Below are 16,032 nucleotides of genomic sequence, written 5' to 3'. Positions count from 1 at the left end.
GATGCGGCCAACGAACGAAAAGACGAACGGCGGCATGGCGCTGCTTCTGGCCGTATTCTTCATCGGCGTCGCCGTCGTGGTGACGGGCGCGCTGATGGGCCGGATCTACCAGCAGCGCACCGCGGTCACCCATTTTGAGGACTACAACGCGGCGCTCTTCGGGCTCGATGCGGCCATCAGCCGTTCCGAGGCGAAACTGGAGGCGGGCGAGGACGGCTCCATCGGCATGGAGGATTGGGAGCCGGTCTGGAACGAGCGAAACGAACTCGTATTACCGGATTTCGATTCGGACGCGATCTCGCCGCAGCGCCTGCCGTCCATGGAATCCGTCGAATACGCCGCCTACGCGCATGCGTGGGAGGACGATGGGCGCGACAACAACGGCAACGGCCTGGCCGACGACGCCTCCGAGGAGGGGATGTACACGGTGTACGCCATGGCCCGTTCCGGGGCCGCCGTGCGCCGGGCGGAGGCGGTCTACAAGACCGATAATGTGAACGCGTGGCAGAACGCGATCTTCGCGGGCCCGGGCCTGAGCGGCGGCCTGATCAACGGCAGCGTGAACGCGGCGGGATCGGTCCACATGCTGGGCGACGGCCTGCTGGATGGCGCCATCGGGCTGGCCACGCTGGGGCTGGGCGGGACAACCCGCGTGCGCAACAACTACACCGGGATCCCCGATGCCCTCCTGCGGCACATTCCCGATCCGCCGCAAACCCTCTTTGAAGGCGAGATCGTCTCGACCCTCCGCGCCACGTTCCGATCGCGGAACGGCCTGATCAACCTCACCGCCGATTCCGCCCTCGGCGACGCGCAAGCCTTCGGAAACGCCGTGAAGGAGACGCTCGACGCGGTCTTTGTCACGGGTGGCTGGATCGGCGGCGGCGTGCTGCCCGATGGCGATCGCGGCGAACCGCAAAACGTGCACAGCGACAACGGCTGGGATGAACTTTACGACCTGGCGGACCGGGTGGTGTTCCCCAGGCTCTCGGACCCGTTTCAGGACGCGCAGGGGCGTCAGGTGGCGCGGGGGGACACCGGCGATCCCTACAAGCACGAAGAATACTTCGCGGAGGTACTGGTCGGCGATCCGGAAATCCCGAATGACGGCATCTACACCGGAAACATCACCTTCGACACCGCCGGCGCCCACTTTTACTGGAATGCGACGACGGGCGAGCAGATGTCGGGGTCGCTCCCGGCGGTCTCTCCCCCGAAAACGGATGATTATGTCCTCTTCAACCGCGACCGGGATGTCCTGGAGATCAACGGCCAGATCTACGTCACGGGCAACGTGAACTTCCGCGGGAAGGGTTCGCAGAAGAGCCTCTATTACACGGGAAGGGGCGCGATACTGGCCGGCGGCTCCGTGCAGATTGATTCGCACCTCCTCGCCTGCAACGGCGGCGATCCCTCGGATTTGGAGGGGAGCTTCCCGGTTGAAAACGCGATCGGGATCATGGCGCGGGAGAACATCGTGATCGGCGGATCCCTGCTCGACCTGATCTTTCGCTCCGATATCCACCTGATGGGGGCCTTCTACGCGGGCCGCCGCGTGACCTCGCTGAAAACGGCGAAGGTGGCCGGCACGATTGTGTCGAACTACTTCGATCTCACCCTGAACCCGCCCACGGTGTACCAGGTTCCGGAACTCGGTCGCAACCTGCCCGAGGGCATGGTCGGCGATTACCCCATCATCGCGGCGACCCAGATTTCCTGGCGGGAGCTCGGCCTGTGATCGCCGCGGCGCGCAACGGGATGCGGCGGTACGGCCTCAACGCGCTCCTTTTCGCGGCGATACTCGGCGCCCTCTGGGGGCCAGGCGGAAACAGCGCCGCCACAGACGCTGGCGCGGCGGATCCGGATCGCGCAATCGCCGCCACCCCGAATCCGGGCGGCGAGGAAGTCCAGGCGGCGCGGCGGGCCGCGCTCGAACGCGCGCTGGAGATGCAGGGGGAACGCGATCCCGGCACGGTCCCCGCGGAGCGCCAAATCGCGCAGCACCTCGATCAGTTGGCGCGTACGGGCGAACCCGGCGAACAGGCCGCGCGCCTGTGCGCCCTGGGCAACCTCCACATGCAACAGCGCGGTGATTTCGCCGCGGCCGCGGGGTATTACGAACGCGTCATTGAGGAACATCCCCAGTGGGAGGGCGCACACGCCGCCTACGGCCTGCTGCTGACCTGCTACAAGCGGCTCGGGGACGCCCCGCGCGAACGGATCCTCTACCGGAACCTGCTCGAACGCTTTCCCGACGACAGCCCGCCCGCCGAACTCGCGCGCAACGCCCTCGGCCTGGGCCCCGGCCCCATTCCCCCGCCCGACACGCGCCCCAAACACTACTTTGACTAGCATCGCGGAGGGAAGCCGCGCGGGCATTTCATTTTTGGGGACTGCTTCCGGCTGGTAAGTGGGCCAGAATCTGGAAACGGGTGCAATGCTCCAGCCGGTAGCTGTATACGCCTACGGCGCATCTGCGACCCCAAGAGCCGTTGGGAAGGAAGCGGGTGTTGGTTCGGTGTGCGTTTCGTGGGGTACCGCCTATCAGGACGCTTCGCGTCATCCAAGGATGAAAATGGACGGCGGCTTCGCCGCCTGGCAGGCGGGACGCCTGCGCTCCCAGCCTTGCACGCTTTCTTCGATGGCTTGCGATGTGACGTGGTTGGCATTTGGTAAATGTATGCCTCGGCGCCTCTGGGCGATTTCGAAACAATCTCACGGTTCTCGAAGTTGGTTCGCGGTGTAATAGGCGTCCGCATGAACCAGCGGCGCGCCTTCCGCACTCCGGACGCCTTCCGCGTGGATCTCGTGGATGTGGTACTGGCGGATGTCCGTCTCCAGCCGCACTTCCAGGCCGTCCTCGCTCACCGTCACCCGCCGGATCGCGTGGGGCTGGGTGTCCACCTCGGGGCTGCCGTAGTTCTTGTGGTACATGAGCGTGTAGCTGCTCATGGTGTAGGCGGCCGGGTCGCTCGCGGTCTCGGCATTCACCGGCTTGGTGAAGCGCAGGGTGAAGCCGTCGTGCTCAAGCCGCATTTCCTGAATCTCGAATGGCGTCTGCCGGTTCCAGGTTACGCGATCGATCCCGAATGACGCCGTGCCCACCGAGTTCCAGCCCCGGTTGCTCTCGCCGACGATCAGGGATCCGTCCCGGGCCCAGGTCATCCGCAGCACCGCGCTCTGGAAGCCGTCGAGGAAGTTGAAGCAGGCCCCCTGGTATTCGCCGTTGACCCGCTCCAGGAACACGCGCGATATGGCGGCGGTGGTGAAGTCGCCCACGAGCAGCTGGCCGCGAAATGGGCCTATCTGGTCATCGTTCTCGACCGCCAGAATGTCCGTAGTGCTCATCCCGACCTTCTTGTAGGGGAACCAGACGGCCGGCAGGCTGAGCATGGGAAACTCCGCCTTGGCCTGCGGCAGCGGGATGCCGGACGGGATCTTTTCCGGCCGCGCGAAGGGCGCGCCGGGGCGATCGCAGTGCTTGAGCGAACTGACGTGCCCGTAGAAGGCGCCAGCGCGCAGCTGGTGCAGGGATCCCGCCGGGATCCAGTCGCCCTGCTGGTCGGTGAAGAAGACATCGCCTTCGAGGTTCTCCCCCACGCCGGCTGGCGAGCGCATGCCCGCGCACTGCGGCTCCAGGCGGCCGTCGGGATACACCTTCAGCCCCCAGCCGCGCCACGCGTCCTGCTCGGGGTAGTTGGCCTTGCCCATGCCGATGTTCAGCGTGACCCAGAGGCCGCCGTCCGGGTCCGGCACGGGGCCGTAGGCGTATTCGTGGTAATTTCCGGTGATGCCCCAATCGCTGGTGACGGTGTTGTACTCGTCGATGACGTCGTCGCCGTCGGTGTCGCGAAGGTGGGTCAATTCCGGGCGCTGGGTGACGTACAGCCCGCCATCGCGGTGGAGCAGTCCCAGCGGCTCGTGCAGGGCCTCGGCGATCTTCTTGAACGTGATTTTCGCGGGGTCGTTCTCGTACAGCCCGCCGATCAGCCACACCTCGCCCATGCGCGTGGCGGCGGCGATGCGTCCGTCGGGCAGTGTCTCCAGCGCGCTCGCCTCGAAAGCGACGCCCGGCGGCGTGGGAATGGGTTCGATAGTGTAGGCGGAGGCGTTTTCGGCGTGGGTGATGTGGGCGAGGAGGATTGCGCTTAAGATTACAAGAAATCTGGCGAAAGGGCGTGTTGGCGATGACGTTGAAGTCTTTTCACCCACAAGCTGTTGGCCGCTTGAAGCGGCCCGCTTGAGGGTGGCACCCAACGAGTTCCTGGTGGCGCCCGACGTGTTCCTGGGGCCATCCGTCGTGTTTGTGATGGTTGCGGGTGTGAATTCTCGGGCGTACTCCGTTGGGCTTACCATGTGATCACCTGCTCGATGGTTGCGCCGGCTTCGGTTACGGCGACGGGCAACACCCAACCCACTTCCTCGGGGCCGGGCTGTCCGGGCGGGCCTTCGGCCACCCGCAGGGTTACTCGACCGATTTTGTAGGTGTTTCCGGCGCCTTCCACGGGATCGCCGATGCCGAGGCGCAGGAAAATGGTTTGCGGCGGGCCGGTGAAGGTCAGGCGGCGGACGAGGCCGACGCCCTCTTCGTTGGGGCGGAGGGCCTCTTCTATGTGGACCTCACCAAGGGTATAGCGGAAGACGGGCGTGCGGCTTGAATCGAGCCGGTAGCCCCGGTAACGGATTTCTTCGCTCCTGTCGGGCCACGTGCCTTCGAGCGTGCGGTCCAGGGGCGCGCCGGCGGGAAACGCAACCACATCGGTCCCCAGCGGCTTCACGAAGGGCACGTAGCGATCGGCCCAGGCCGACTCCGCGTCGATGAATCGTCCGCGCCAGGCGATGGCGGGCCGTGCGCCCCGCGCATCCCAGGCGAAGTTCAGCCCGCCAGGGAAGCCCACGGCGATGGCGTTCGGCCCGACGCCGTCGATAAACGTCCGGTGCACCAGCGGTCGGTCGGTCGGCCGCAATTCGTAGTCGGTGTCGTCCTCCATGCCCTCCGGCAGGCGGGTCTCCTCCACCTCGCGCAGGTAGATCCAGAGCGCCTCGATCTGCTTCCGGGCGTCGCCGCCGAACAGCTTGCTGTTGAGGCTCTTGTTGCCGTCGAAAAAGTCCGGCATGCGCGTCTGCGGGCGCAGGCTCGCGGGTTCGAGCATGTACTTGAGGAACCAGGCCGGCTGCAGGCGCGCCGGCACGTGCGCCAGGTCCACCGCCGGGATGCCGAGCGAACGGTGGCCATTGAGATCGTGGCAGGTCACGCAGCCGAGGCCGTTTACCCCCATCAATTCGCGCCCGTAGTGGTTGCGGTGGTGGTGCTCCAGGCCGCTCACATCCACCTCCATCGGTTCGGGGTCGCGGTCCGCCTCCAGCAGCGCTTCGGCCAGCGGTTCCACGAACTCCGCCGGAAAATGCGGCATCCGCGTCGCCATGTAGGGCCGTACGCGCCCCGCATCGGTCAGAATGTCGCGCAGCCAGCCCGGCGTCAGTTTCGCGCCCACGCCCGTCAGGCTCGGGGGCAGCCGCCCTTCGTCGCCCAGGTCCAGCGCCTCCGTTTCCGTGAAGTAGGCCGCCCGGCCCGGCTCCGGTCCGCCGGCGCCATCCCGATCGTGGCAGGCGTAGCAGTTCAGGGCGACCAGCGTGTGGTTGATCGCGGCCTCGGTGGAGACCTTCTCGTCCGCGGGCGCATCGCGCAGGGCCGCGAGCGCATTGCGCTGATTCTCCGCGAGGCCGAAGCGCGCCGCGCCGGCGGGCGGATCCTCGGCCAGGCATCCCGCGGTCCAGTTGGCCGCGCCATCCAGCCGGGGCGCGGCGTGCCGGTTTTCTACGCCATCCAGGGCGTGGCACGCGGCGCACCCGAGCGATTCGAAATGCGCGCGGCCGCGTTCCGCGCGCGCGGGGTCCACGGGGGCATCGTCACCACCGGGCGGGGCCGGGGAACGGTTCACGAGCCAGTGCGCGATGGCGGCAGCTTCGTCTTCCGCCAGTGTCATGTCCGGCATGCGACCGCCCGGCCGCGCGTGCGCGGGGTCCAGGAGGAAGGCCGCGAGCGCGGCCGCCGAGGTTTTCCGGCCCAGATGCGGCAGCGGTACGGAAGGAAGTTCAATTGGCGGCAGCTCCACCAGCCCCGAATCCGCGAAGGGATCGTCGCCGCCGCCCGTCTCCGGGGGTTGCGCCGGCGCGTGGCACGCGGCGCACCCGACGCTGTGGAAGAGGTGTGCGCCGCGCTCCAGGGTCTCTTGATCGGGCGCCGCGCCGTCCGCCTGAAATGGCCCGCCGAGGCTGCGGAGAAAATGCGCCAGGTCGCCCGCGATCGCCGCGCGATCCGCCGCGTCGTGTCCCGAAAGCAGATCGGGCATCGTGGACCCCGGCTTCACGTCGTGCGGCGCCGCGAGAAACGCCTCCAGGTAGGCCGGGCGAATACGTTCCGCCACGCCCAGCAAATCGGGCGCGGTGCGCGGGGGAAACGCCGACGCCCGGGGCCCGTGGCACGCGCCACACTGGAGTTCGTTGAAGAGCAGCGCGCCGCCCGACACCCCGGCGGGCCCGCCGCCATCCGCAAAACGGTCAAACCCCGGAACCACCGGCGCCGCGCCAACGTGGGCGGCTAGCGCGATGCACAATGCGATGCAGGCTGGTCTGAGCGGCACGGGTTGCTCCTGGTGGACTGGGTGGACTGGGTGGACTGGGTGGACTGAGTGGACTGAGTGGACTGAGTGGACTACGTGGCCTTGGCGCCTTCTCACCCTTTCCGCCTGCGGCGGACGTGCCGCACCTTCACCCCGCACCTTTCGCCCGCTCCGCCTTCAACGCCTCGATCCAGGGCTTCAGGTATACCCCGTTGTCATGGTACGTGCGCCCGCTGAACAAATTCCCATCCACGACGGACGCCTCGTTCACGAAGATGCCGCCGCACACCTCCAGATCGAATCGGCACTTCGGCACCGTCGCCATGCGCCGCCCGCGGACACAATCCGCATAGGCGGGGATTTCCACGCCGTGGCACACGGACGCGACCGGCTTGTTGTGTTCGAAGAAATGCTTCGTCACGCGCACCAGGTCCGAGTCATAGCGGATGTACTCCGGGGCGCGCCCGCCGGAGAAGAAGATACCCAGGTATTCCTCGGGCTGGATCTCCGAGAACGCGACGTCCGCCTGGAGCGTGTAGCCCTCCCACTCCTTCGTGATCGTCCAGCCCGGCTTCACCTCGTGCATGACCATCTGGTAGCGGTGGCGCTCCGGCCCGGCGACGACCGGCTGAAAGCCGTCTTCCTGCAGGCGGTAGTAGGGGTAGAGGGTGTCGAGCGTCTCCGACGCGTCGCCGATGATGATGAGGACTTTGTTCATATTCGTGGTACTCTCCAGTGATTACAGGGACAGCAGGGACTTCAGGGACGGCAGGTGTTTCGGTCTCTGCTGTCCCTGAAGTCCCTGCCGTCCCTGAACGCTTTTACGTCAACTTCCCCAGACAATCCTCCAGATACGCCCTGGATCGGTTCAATGCGGCGGTGGATTCCTCGATCGTGGGGAGGATCGGGATGCCGCGCGGGATCGGGTGCATGAAGACCGATGTCCAGCCGCTGTATTCGATCTCCTTGAAGGCCTGCAACACGGGGATGAAATCGAATTGCCCGAAGCCCGGGAGCTGCTGCATTTCGTGGGCCTTGGGGATTTCGCCGGTGCTGCCGAACCCGTGCTCCCACGCGTAGAAATGGCTGACCTTCGGGCCCAGGTCGCGGATGAGGCCGGCCTGCAGCGCGGGGTCCTGCGGCAGGTGATAGGGCGCGTACGCGATGCCGAGCGCCGGGCTCGTCGCCAGTTCCGCGAAATACCGCATGGAATCGGGGCTCTGGATCAGTGCGTTCCCGTGGTTCTCGATGCCCACGGTAACGCCCGCCTCTTCCGCCGCGTCCACGGTCGGCTTGATCTTCTCGATGAAGCCCTGGATGCGCCCCTTCAGATCGGGGCCCTCGCTGCCGCCGCCGCCGCTCGCGGCGATCACCAGCCGCGCGCCGATGCGGCCCGCGAGCTTGACCTCGTCCAGGAGTTTGTAGGGCCCCAGGTCGTAGCGCGTGAGGATGCCCGGCTTCACCTGGTGCTCCGCCAGCAGCGCCAGGAAGGCCTCCTCGCCCATTGCGTCGAGCTCTTCGCGCTGGCTGCCGTGCTTCTTCGGCCACAGGTCAATGTGCGTTGCCCCGGCCTTCGCCACTTCGGGAAGGATGTCCTTCAGCGGCAATTGCCCGTACAGGCTGGAGGCCAGGATGTAGTCGAGCTTGAAGGCGGCTTGGGCGCGCGCGGCGCCCAGCGGAAGGATCGCGGCGGCCGCGCCAGTGGCGGTGGCCTTCAAGAAATGACGGCGGGATACTGCCATGGGGCTTCTCCTCCGACGCCGGCCGGCTGCCCATGGGGCGGCGTCGTGTTGTATGCGCGCTGCGCAAGCGGCGGGCCGGACCGCGCCCGGTGCGGGGCGGCCCGGCCGTGTCATGCATCAATATTCTTCGAACGGGTTACGCGCCCAACTTCGCCCGCGCCACGTCGACCATCGACTCAAAGATCTCGCGCTGTTCCGTCAGCGCCGCGATACCGTCCTCGATCTCCGTGCGGCATTCGAGGCAGATCCAGCCCTTGTAGTCCATCGCGACGAACAGGTTCATGAGTTCCTGGTAGGGGTAGTCGCCCACGTTCAGCTCGCGGATGTGCGCCGTCGCGCCGAAGCGGTCCTTCACCAGGTTGAAGTTGTATTCGAGGCCCTCGCCCTGAAGGTCCTGGTCGTTCGAATTCCAGCACACGCCAACATTCGGGTTATCCGCCACGTCCATGATGGCCTTGATCGTGGGGAGTTCCGCGCACGAGCCATGGACCTCCAGCCGGATCTCCTGGCCAAAGTCGCCGGCGAACTTGCCCACCTCGTTGAGCGACTTGCCGATCTGCTCAATGGTCACTTCCCGCGGCACGCCCTCTTGAAAATGATCGGGCTTCACCTTGACGCCGCTCGCGCCGATGTCGTGGCTCAGGCGGATAAACTCGAAGGTCCCCTCGATGTTCTTGCGAAGCACAGCGGGATCCGGGGAGTCGTACTTCTGGTTCGTACCCGGGCCCAGGCAGATTACAGGGCTGTCCGCGAACTTCTTCTTGACCTCCGCCCGGGCCGCCTGGGAAATCTCCGGCTGCACGCCGTGCGCGTGCTCCGTGCGCAACTCCACCCCGAGTACGCCGCTCGCCGCACAGTTCTTGATGATGGTGTCCAGATCCCAATGCTGGCCCCAGAGGTAGGTCACCAGCCCGAGCTTCATCTGGCTGCCCGGAAGCGCCTTCGCCAGCGCCGCCGGCGAGATGGCCGCGGCCAGCGCGCCCGCGCCCGCCGCCTGCAGGAAGGTCCTGCGCGAAAAGTCGTTCATCTTGAAAGGCTCCATCGCGGCCGGCCCGAACGCCGCCGCCAATTTCCAAGGGGTTGCCCCGCGGCGCGACGCCGAACAGGGATACTCCGGCAAGGATAGGTAAAAAAAGGCTTCAAGATCCAACCCGCGCCAGGTTCCGGCGGGGCCCGCCGTACGATGGCGTTTTGCGGTTACGCGGCCCGGGCGCGGCCCGGGTGCTGGCTGGAACGGATAACATTATCGATAACTCTTTCTTTGTACACAAAGTCCAGATGCTGTTTCGAAGCGGGCGGCGCTCGTGCGGATATCCCATAACTTATTTGTTTGCATAGTTTTCCGGAGCCATATGTTTCTATGCCCGACCCCGGAGACTTCCCAGGGCCCTCGCGACTATTGACGCCACGTCCGGATAGTGGTACCATACTGGCGTTATCGGTAATTCAACGCTACGGCCAGCGCGGTCTCGATTCTCCGCGACCGCGGCCCGGCCCAGGTCGAGTAGGCTGAATTTGTGCGCGATATCGAAGATTGGTTCCCCCCATTGAAACGTTCCCTAAGCAATCACATCGAATTACTGGAGAGTTCCATGAAAAAGAGAGGTTTCACCCTTATCGAACTGCTGGTGGTCATCGCGATCATCGGCATTCTCGCGGCCATCCTGCTGCCGGCCCTGGCCCGCGCGCGGGAGGCCGCCCGCCGCTCAAGCTGCCAGAACAACCTCAAGCAGCTTGGACTCATGTTCAAGATGTACACCAATGAGAGCAAGGGCGAGACCTTCCCGTCCGTGTTCTTCAAGGCCGTTCCGCCGCCGGCGGGCAACCCCGACTACAACAGTGTAAAGGCGAACTTCGGCCCCTACGTCCTCGAGGTTTATCCCGAGTACATCGCGGATCCCAATGTCTTCACCTGCCCGTCGGACGCCGACGGCAACGCGGCCAACTGGACCGGCCAGAGCGGAGAGATTCTCTTCGGACGCACCGACTATGACGGCACACAGCCCCGCGCACAGAACGGCAAGGGCTGCAACCACGGCGGCACCTGCATGAACGCCGTCGACCAGAGCTACGCCTACCAGGGTTATATCTGGGATCGCGTCAGCAATGACGATCCGACCGCCCCGGTTGGACCGCTTACCACGGCGCTCCTGGGCGCGACCGGTTCCGGCCCGGCCCAGGCGGTCCTCTGGTTGGAAGGCATCCTCCAGCGTATCGTCCCCAATTTCCCGCCGAACGGCGATCCGGTCAAAGCCGAGGCGATCAACCGCGTCACCGAGGGCGATATCCCGGTTGCGGCGCCGAATGGCACCGGTGGCGGCAGCTCGATCCTGAAGCTGCGCGAAGGCATCGAGCGCTTCCTAGTGACGGACATCAACAACCCCGGCGCGAGCGCGCGTGCGCAGTCGGAGATCTTCATCATGTGGGACCGCATCAGCACGACCCCGGCCGACTTCAACCACGTGCCCGGCGGATCGAACGTCCTCTACATGGACGGCCACGTGGAATTCATCAAGTTCCCCGGTGAAGTCCCTGTGCAGAGTGGCTTTGCGGCCTTCGACGCCATGGTCAACGAAGGCAACTGATTCCACATCCCCGAATCCGCATTCCCGCGCCCGGTTCCCCACCAAAGGAGCCGGGCGCTTCTTTTATCCCACACCCCCCAGATTCCAGGCCGCCCCAGCGCCCGCAGCCCCCAGTAGGCCCTGGACGCCTAAAGACCTAAAGCCTCCAGCCTGAAGCCTGAGAAAACGGCGCGCGATAGTCCACCGCCTTGAGCAACTTGTCCGCCTCCGCGTCGCCCACGACCACTTCGTTCTCCGGGTCCCACTGGAGCCTGCGGCCCAGCGCCTCCGCCACGTAGCCCAGGTGGCCCGGCGTAATCGATCGATGCCCGACTTCCGCGGGCGCGATACAGGCCTCGCGCGTGCGCACGCCATCGAGAAAGTTCCCCACGTGGTCGTCGGACGCGTAGGCCTTTACCGGACCCGGATCAAAGTCGCGCGCGAACCAGGCCATGTCCGACCCGGTCTGATCGCCCCGGTTCGCCCAGATCCAGCCATCCTCCCCGATCCATTTCACCCCGCCCGCGTGCCGCGTGCTGATGCTGATGGTCATGCCATTCGCGTAATGGCTCCACACCTCGTAGTCCACGGGCGTGTCATAGCCCTCGAACCTGGACCAGGTCCACCTCCCGGGCGCGGTCACTTCCACGGGGCCGCTACGCTCCACGCCCGTGGCCCAGTGCGCGATGTCGTTGTGGTGCCCGATCCAGTCCATCAACTGCCCGCCGCCGTAGGCCCGATGCCAGCGCCAGGCGCGGTGGTGCCGCGCGCGCATGTAGGGCAGCAATTCGGACGGGCCGCACCAGAAATCGTAGTCCAGATTCTCCGGCGGGTCCGTAATCGAGGGGTCGCCCTGGGGCTCGTCGAAGCCGCGGGGCAGCCCCACCTCCACATGGACCACTCTGCCGATGCGCCCGTTCCGCACGAGCTCAACACAACGGCGGAAACCGCGATCCGAGCGCTGCTGCGATCCCACCTGGAAGATAGCCTGCTGTTTCGCCACTTCCGCAACCACGAGTTGACCCTCGCGGAAGAGGTGGGTCACGGGCTTCTCGCAATACACATCCTTGCCGTTCCGCATTGCCTCCAGACAGATATGCGCGTGCCAGTGATCCGGCGTGGCCACCACCACGACGTCGATGTCCTCCCGCGCGCAAAGCTCCCGAAAGTCGCGGTACGCATCGCACCCGGCATACGCGCCGCTCCGCATCTGCTCGCCGTAGAAGTCCTCCACCACCGCCTTCGCGGCGTCGCGCCCGCAGGGGCTGCGCTTCTCCCATTCCTGGTCGCGGTAGTGGAGCGCCTGCACATCGCACACGGCCACCACCTGCGTCCCCGACGCCTGCAGGAAGCGGCCCACATGCCCCATGCCGAGCCCGCCGAGGCCAATGACGCCCACAGTGATGCGCTCGCTGGGCGGTGGAACAACCTCATTGCCACGCGCCCGCGATGGAATTATCACCGGCGCGATCGACGCCGCCATCGCGGCCCGCGCAAACGTCCGGCGGGAAATCTTCATCATAAATCCCTTCACCCGGGACTCGTTCCCACGGTCCTCCGTGGGAACGCATACCGTTCCGCTCGGCGGAAAAACCCTTCACCCTTCACCCTTCACTCCACCACCGGATACGGCACATCGTAGCCCTTCACCGAATGCCACAGGATCCGGTTGAACAGGCCCTCGTCCGCGTTGTCGATGTCATCGAGCGGCATCTTCATCGACTGCTTCGCGTAGTACCGCTGGAGTCCGCGCGTCGCGCCGATCGGGGGATTCATCTCGTCCAGCGGGATGATGTTGGGCTTCACCTTGTACGGCGTCACTTCCGGCGTCTCCTGGAAACAGTCGTTCATCGGCAGGGCCGCCAGCGTAAGCTGGTTGACGGGGTCAAGCCCGAGGATCAGCTCGATCGTCCGCAGCATGCTGCTCTGGTTGTAGTGGGTGCTCACCACCGCGCCCCGCCGCGTGTAGGGGCTGATGCAGAACGCCACGGTCCGGTGCCCGTCCACGCTGTCCAGGCCCGCCTGCGGATCATCCTCCACCACGAAGATCGCCGTTTCCGGCCAGTACGAGCTGTGCGTGATCGCGTCCACAATCTGGCCCAGCGCGAGGTCGTTGTCCGCCACCGCGGCCCGGGGCGTCGGCATGCCTTCGCGCGTGCCCGAGGTGTGATCATTCGGCAGGAGCATCGTCATGAAATGGGGCAGGTTTCCATTCTTCTCGAACTCCGCGAACTCCTCCAGAAACACCTTCGCGCGGTACACATCCTGCACCACCCCCGGGAAGCCGATGAAGCGGGGATTCATGTTCGCCTGCAACGTCGGAATGTGGGAAGTCGCCTCGATTTGGATGGCGTCGCCGCCGTTCTGGTATTGCGCGTAGATCTGCGCCCAGGTTGCGTCCTTCGGGGTGATCTTCGCCTGCACCATTTCGCCGTAGTTCCGGAATGTCAGTCCCTTCGCGAGCACCTGGTCCCAGATAAACCCGGACGACGCATAGGCGAGCGCGTCATCGCCCGCGTAGGGGTAGCTGCGCGTGAACCCGCCGAACTGCTTCTCGATATAATCGGTCACATACCCCTCGGCCACCCACTGGTGCCCGTCGGCGCTGAGTACGCCGTTGCAGTAGAAGTTGTCCAGCAGCACAAACTCTTCCGCGAGCGCGTGGTGGTTCGGCGTCACGTCCCGGCCGAAGTGGACCAGGCTCGGATCGCCGTTCCCCTGCGGCAGATCGCCCAGGATCTGGTCGTAGGTCCGGTTCTCCTTGATGATGTAGAGCACGTGCTTGATCGGCGAGACCTCGCCCGGCCGCGTGGGCACGGGCGTCTCCCGCTTCTCGCGGGCCGGCTTCGCGCCCATCGCCGCTTCGATCTGCGGAAGCCGCATGTTGGTTGCGACGCGGTAGGTGAGTTCCTTCAGCTCGTCCCCCTCGGGCGTGGGGATAATCGACACACTCCCGCGGTGCGTGTGGGAGTTGTAGTACTCGCCCGGCGGCACCTCAACCGCCTGATAGTCCCCCACGCGCTTCGCAATGTGCTCGAACTCCTGATTCCGCGATCCCACGCCCTTGGTGTTGGCCACATACAGGACATTCGAGGCCGCATCAAACTGCACATCGCCCGGATACCAGCCGGTGGGAATGAGCCCCGTCACCTTGCCCGCCTCCAGGTCCACCACCGCGATGCAGTTGTTCCCGCCGAGCGCCGCGTACAACGAGGCGCCATCCGGGGAGACCGCCAGCGCATTGGGCGCGCTACCGAAAGGAAGGTTTGGCGCGGGTTTCACGACAAGATCGCCCTCCACCGCGACGAGCCCGGGCTGTACTGCCGACGTCGTCAGCACCGACACCGTATCGCTGTTGGCATTGGCGACATACAACCGGTCGCCATCCGGTGAAAAGGCCATCCCGCTCGGGTGCAAGCCGACTTCTACATCAAAGGACGTCCAGGCTCTGGCGGCGTTCATGGGCGTGACGTGGTGCTCCCGATCCGCGACCTGCGCCGCGCTCGCCCCTTCCGCCACCAACACCGCGGCGATGGACTGCAACTGGATGATGGATACGCTTCCCGTGTTCGCAATCCCGCGCGCATCCACCGATACGCGGCTTCCGGAAGTCGGGCCCGTGGCCGCGCCCTCGGCGGGACGGCTCCCGCCCCAATTGGTCACAAAGAGGTAGTCCCGATGCAGTTTCACGTCGTAGGGCGCGATGCCCACCGGGATTTCCTCCAGCACCTTCCTCTCCGCCAGGTCCACCACGCCGATGCTGTTGTTGCGGCTCAGGCAAATGTAGGCGAGCCCCCGGCGCTCATCGATTGCAATGCCGCCCGGCGCGGAGTCCCCCTGGCCGCCGGGCCCCGGAAGCCCGATCTCCGCATCCCACGCAAATGTCCCATCCGGTTGGCGCGCCCCCCGGTGCGCGTAGCGCTTTGCGGACGTCACCCAGAACGCGCCGCCGTCCGGCATCCACTCGAGCCCGCAAAAACTGGCGCCGTCGCGCGGCATGGGCAGGGTTTGGAGGATTGACCCGCTGGTCGCATCCAGCAGCAGCACATCCAGCCGGTTCTTCACCGCCAGCAGCGGCTCCGACGGATGCTTCGCAACCCCCACCGGCCGCCCGGGAAATTCCACCGTCAGGCCCGCGGGATCGATCAACTGGTTCGTGGGCACGATGTACGTCCCATCCCCCAACGGCCCGACCACGGCCTGATCAAGAAAGTCGGTGGGGCGTTGTGATACCGGATCCGCGCTCCGATCAGATTCCGATTCCCGCGTCGTGGCGCATCCCGACAGAACGGACAAAAGCAGCAGCCAATGAACGAAGCGCATGGTTCTTCCCTCCACATGTGCGATGCCCACTATAGCACACGATGGGAAAGACACGCGCCAAGGCCCACCCGCACGCCGGTCAATCGCATTTATACTTCCAGTTCGAGCCGAGCGCCATACGAACCACCTGAAATTTTAGAAAAGGGCGCGTGTTGGAGCGCTGGCATTTCGCCTGCGGCGAATCCCGGACCTTGCCGGCAGAGATGCCGGCGCTCCAACACGCCCACGTTCATTGATTCAAGGCCCCAAATCAACTCAACTTTACGCCCAAATGCCGCGATCGGGTTTAAATGCGATTGCCCTGCATCCGCGCGCTGATCACCCGCTATTTCGGCGCGACAACGGTCCCGTGCTGGACCAGATTCTGGGCGTAGCTCCGCAGCTCGTCCACCTCAATGGGTTTCCCGAGATAACACGTGACCCCGACATCCAGCAGATCGGCGATCTCGCTGACGCGCGCCAGGCCCGACGTGAGGATGACCGGCAGCTTCTTGAAGTTCTCCCGGCTCCGAAGCTCCCCGAGCAGGCGCCGTCCGTCCATGTTGGGCATGGAGATATCCGTCACCAGCAGGCGCGCGTCCGGGTTGTCCTCGAGCACGTGCAACGCCCGCTCGCCATCGCTGCACAGAATGGCGCAGTAGCCGAGCGACGCCATGACGCGCGCGATGAAGCGGGCGACATAGAGATCGTCATCGGCAACGACTACTTTTACGATGGATCCCATAAACGCTCCGGAGTAACTGCGTTACTTCTACTATATACCCCGGCGCACCCGGGCGC

At 65.5% G+C, this 16,032-nt stretch carries 11 protein-coding genes; 3 read left to right on the top strand and 8 right to left on the bottom strand.

The genetic code is table 11. The features are described 5' to 3' along the window. The first annotated feature begins 1 nt into the window (after position 1). A complete protein-coding gene (locus KF886_21405) occupies positions 2 to 1,738 on the top strand; it encodes a hypothetical protein (protein MBX3179917.1) in 1,737 nt (578 codons plus the stop codon). Next, on the top strand, positions 1,735 to 2,352 hold the full coding sequence (locus KF886_21400; protein MBX3179916.1) for a hypothetical protein: 618 nt from the start codon (positions 1,735 to 1,737) through the stop codon (positions 2,350 to 2,352). Before KF886_21405 ends, KF886_21400 begins: the two co-directional genes overlap by 4 nt. 363 nt (positions 2,353 to 2,715) lie before the next feature. On the opposite strand, the gene KF886_21395 is transcribed toward KF886_21400, so the two are convergent. The 5 genes from KF886_21395 to KF886_21375 form a co-directional block, all read right to left on the bottom strand. Next, on the bottom strand, positions 2,716 to 4,212 hold the full coding sequence (locus KF886_21395) for a hypothetical protein (protein MBX3179915.1): 1,497 nt from the start codon (positions 4,210 to 4,212) through the stop codon (positions 2,716 to 2,718). Between the two features lie 137 nt (positions 4,213 to 4,349). Next, complete coding sequence (locus KF886_21390; protein MBX3179914.1) at positions 4,350 to 6,644, bottom strand: c-type cytochrome; 2,295 nt, start codon at positions 6,642 to 6,644, stop codon at positions 4,350 to 4,352. A gap of 127 nt (positions 6,645 to 6,771) precedes the next feature. Beyond that, positions 6,772 to 7,341 (bottom strand): DJ-1/PfpI family protein, encoded by a 570-nt coding sequence (locus KF886_21385; GenBank protein MBX3179913.1) that lies wholly within the window; start codon positions 7,339 to 7,341, stop codon positions 6,772 to 6,774. A gap of 103 nt (positions 7,342 to 7,444) precedes the next feature. Next, positions 7,445 to 8,365, bottom strand: a complete 921-nt coding sequence (locus tag KF886_21380; protein MBX3179912.1) for a sugar phosphate isomerase/epimerase — start codon at positions 8,363 to 8,365, stop codon at positions 7,445 to 7,447. A gap of 136 nt (positions 8,366 to 8,501) precedes the next feature. Then, complete coding sequence (locus KF886_21375; GenBank protein MBX3179911.1) at positions 8,502 to 9,392, bottom strand: sugar phosphate isomerase/epimerase; 891 nt, start codon at positions 9,390 to 9,392, stop codon at positions 8,502 to 8,504. Between the two features lie 565 nt (positions 9,393 to 9,957). Between KF886_21375 and KF886_21370 the strand changes: the two genes are divergently transcribed. Beyond that, on the top strand, positions 9,958 to 10,950 hold the full coding sequence (locus KF886_21370) for a DUF1559 domain-containing protein (GenBank protein MBX3179910.1): 993 nt from the start codon (positions 9,958 to 9,960) through the stop codon (positions 10,948 to 10,950). Positions 10,951 to 11,086: 136 nt separating this feature from the next. Here KF886_21370 and KF886_21365 read toward each other — a convergent pair whose 3' ends face one another. From KF886_21365 to KF886_21355, 3 genes are all read right to left on the bottom strand, one after another. After that, the gene (locus KF886_21365) at positions 11,087 to 12,451 is read right to left on the bottom strand and encodes a Gfo/Idh/MocA family oxidoreductase (protein ID MBX3179909.1); all 1,365 of its coding nucleotides are present in this window, start codon (positions 12,449 to 12,451) and stop codon (positions 11,087 to 11,089) included. An 89-nt stretch (positions 12,452 to 12,540) separates the two neighbouring features. Then, positions 12,541 to 15,252: a bifunctional YncE family protein/alkaline phosphatase family protein gene (locus KF886_21360; protein ID MBX3179908.1), complete on the bottom strand. Its 2,712-nt coding sequence runs from the start codon at positions 15,250 to 15,252 to the stop codon at positions 12,541 to 12,543. Between the two features lie 325 nt (positions 15,253 to 15,577). Then, entirely contained in the window at positions 15,578 to 15,976 is a 399-nt protein-coding gene (locus KF886_21355) for a response regulator (protein MBX3179907.1), read from the bottom strand. Positions 15,977 to 16,032: the final 56 nt, after the last annotated feature.

The sequence above is a fragment of the Candidatus Hydrogenedentota bacterium genome (genome assembly GCA_019637335.1).
Lineage (GTDB): Bacteria > Hydrogenedentota > Hydrogenedentia > Hydrogenedentales > JAEUWI01 > JAEUWI01.
Note: the sequence above shows the minus strand (reverse complement) of the source record. Positions and strands in the feature narration are given on the sequence as shown.

Bases quoted from the DNA above. Each gene is read 5' to 3' on its own strand.
- KF886_21380 (MBX3179912.1), bottom strand. From the start codon at position 8,365: ATGGCAGTATCCCGCCGTCATTTCTTGAAGGCCACCGCCACTGGCGCG.
- KF886_21355 (MBX3179907.1), bottom strand. From the start codon at position 15,976: ATGGGATCCATCGTAAAAGTAGTCGTTGCCGATGACGATCTCTATGTC.
- KF886_21375 (MBX3179911.1), bottom strand. From the start codon at position 9,392: ATGAACGACTTTTCGCGCAGGACCTTCCTGCAGGCGGCGGGCGCGGGC.
- KF886_21370 (MBX3179910.1), top strand. From the start codon at position 9,958: ATGAAAAAGAGAGGTTTCACCCTTATCGAACTGCTGGTGGTCATCGCG.
- KF886_21360 (MBX3179908.1), bottom strand. From the start codon at position 15,252: ATGCGCTTCGTTCATTGGCTGCTGCTTTTGTCCGTTCTGTCGGGATGC.
- KF886_21385 (MBX3179913.1), bottom strand. From the start codon at position 7,341: ATGAACAAAGTCCTCATCATCATCGGCGACGCGTCGGAGACGCTCGAC.
- KF886_21365 (MBX3179909.1), bottom strand. From the start codon at position 12,451: ATGATGAAGATTTCCCGCCGGACGTTTGCGCGGGCCGCGATGGCGGCG.
- KF886_21405 (MBX3179917.1), top strand. From the start codon at position 2: ATGCGGCCAACGAACGAAAAGACGAACGGCGGCATGGCGCTGCTTCTG.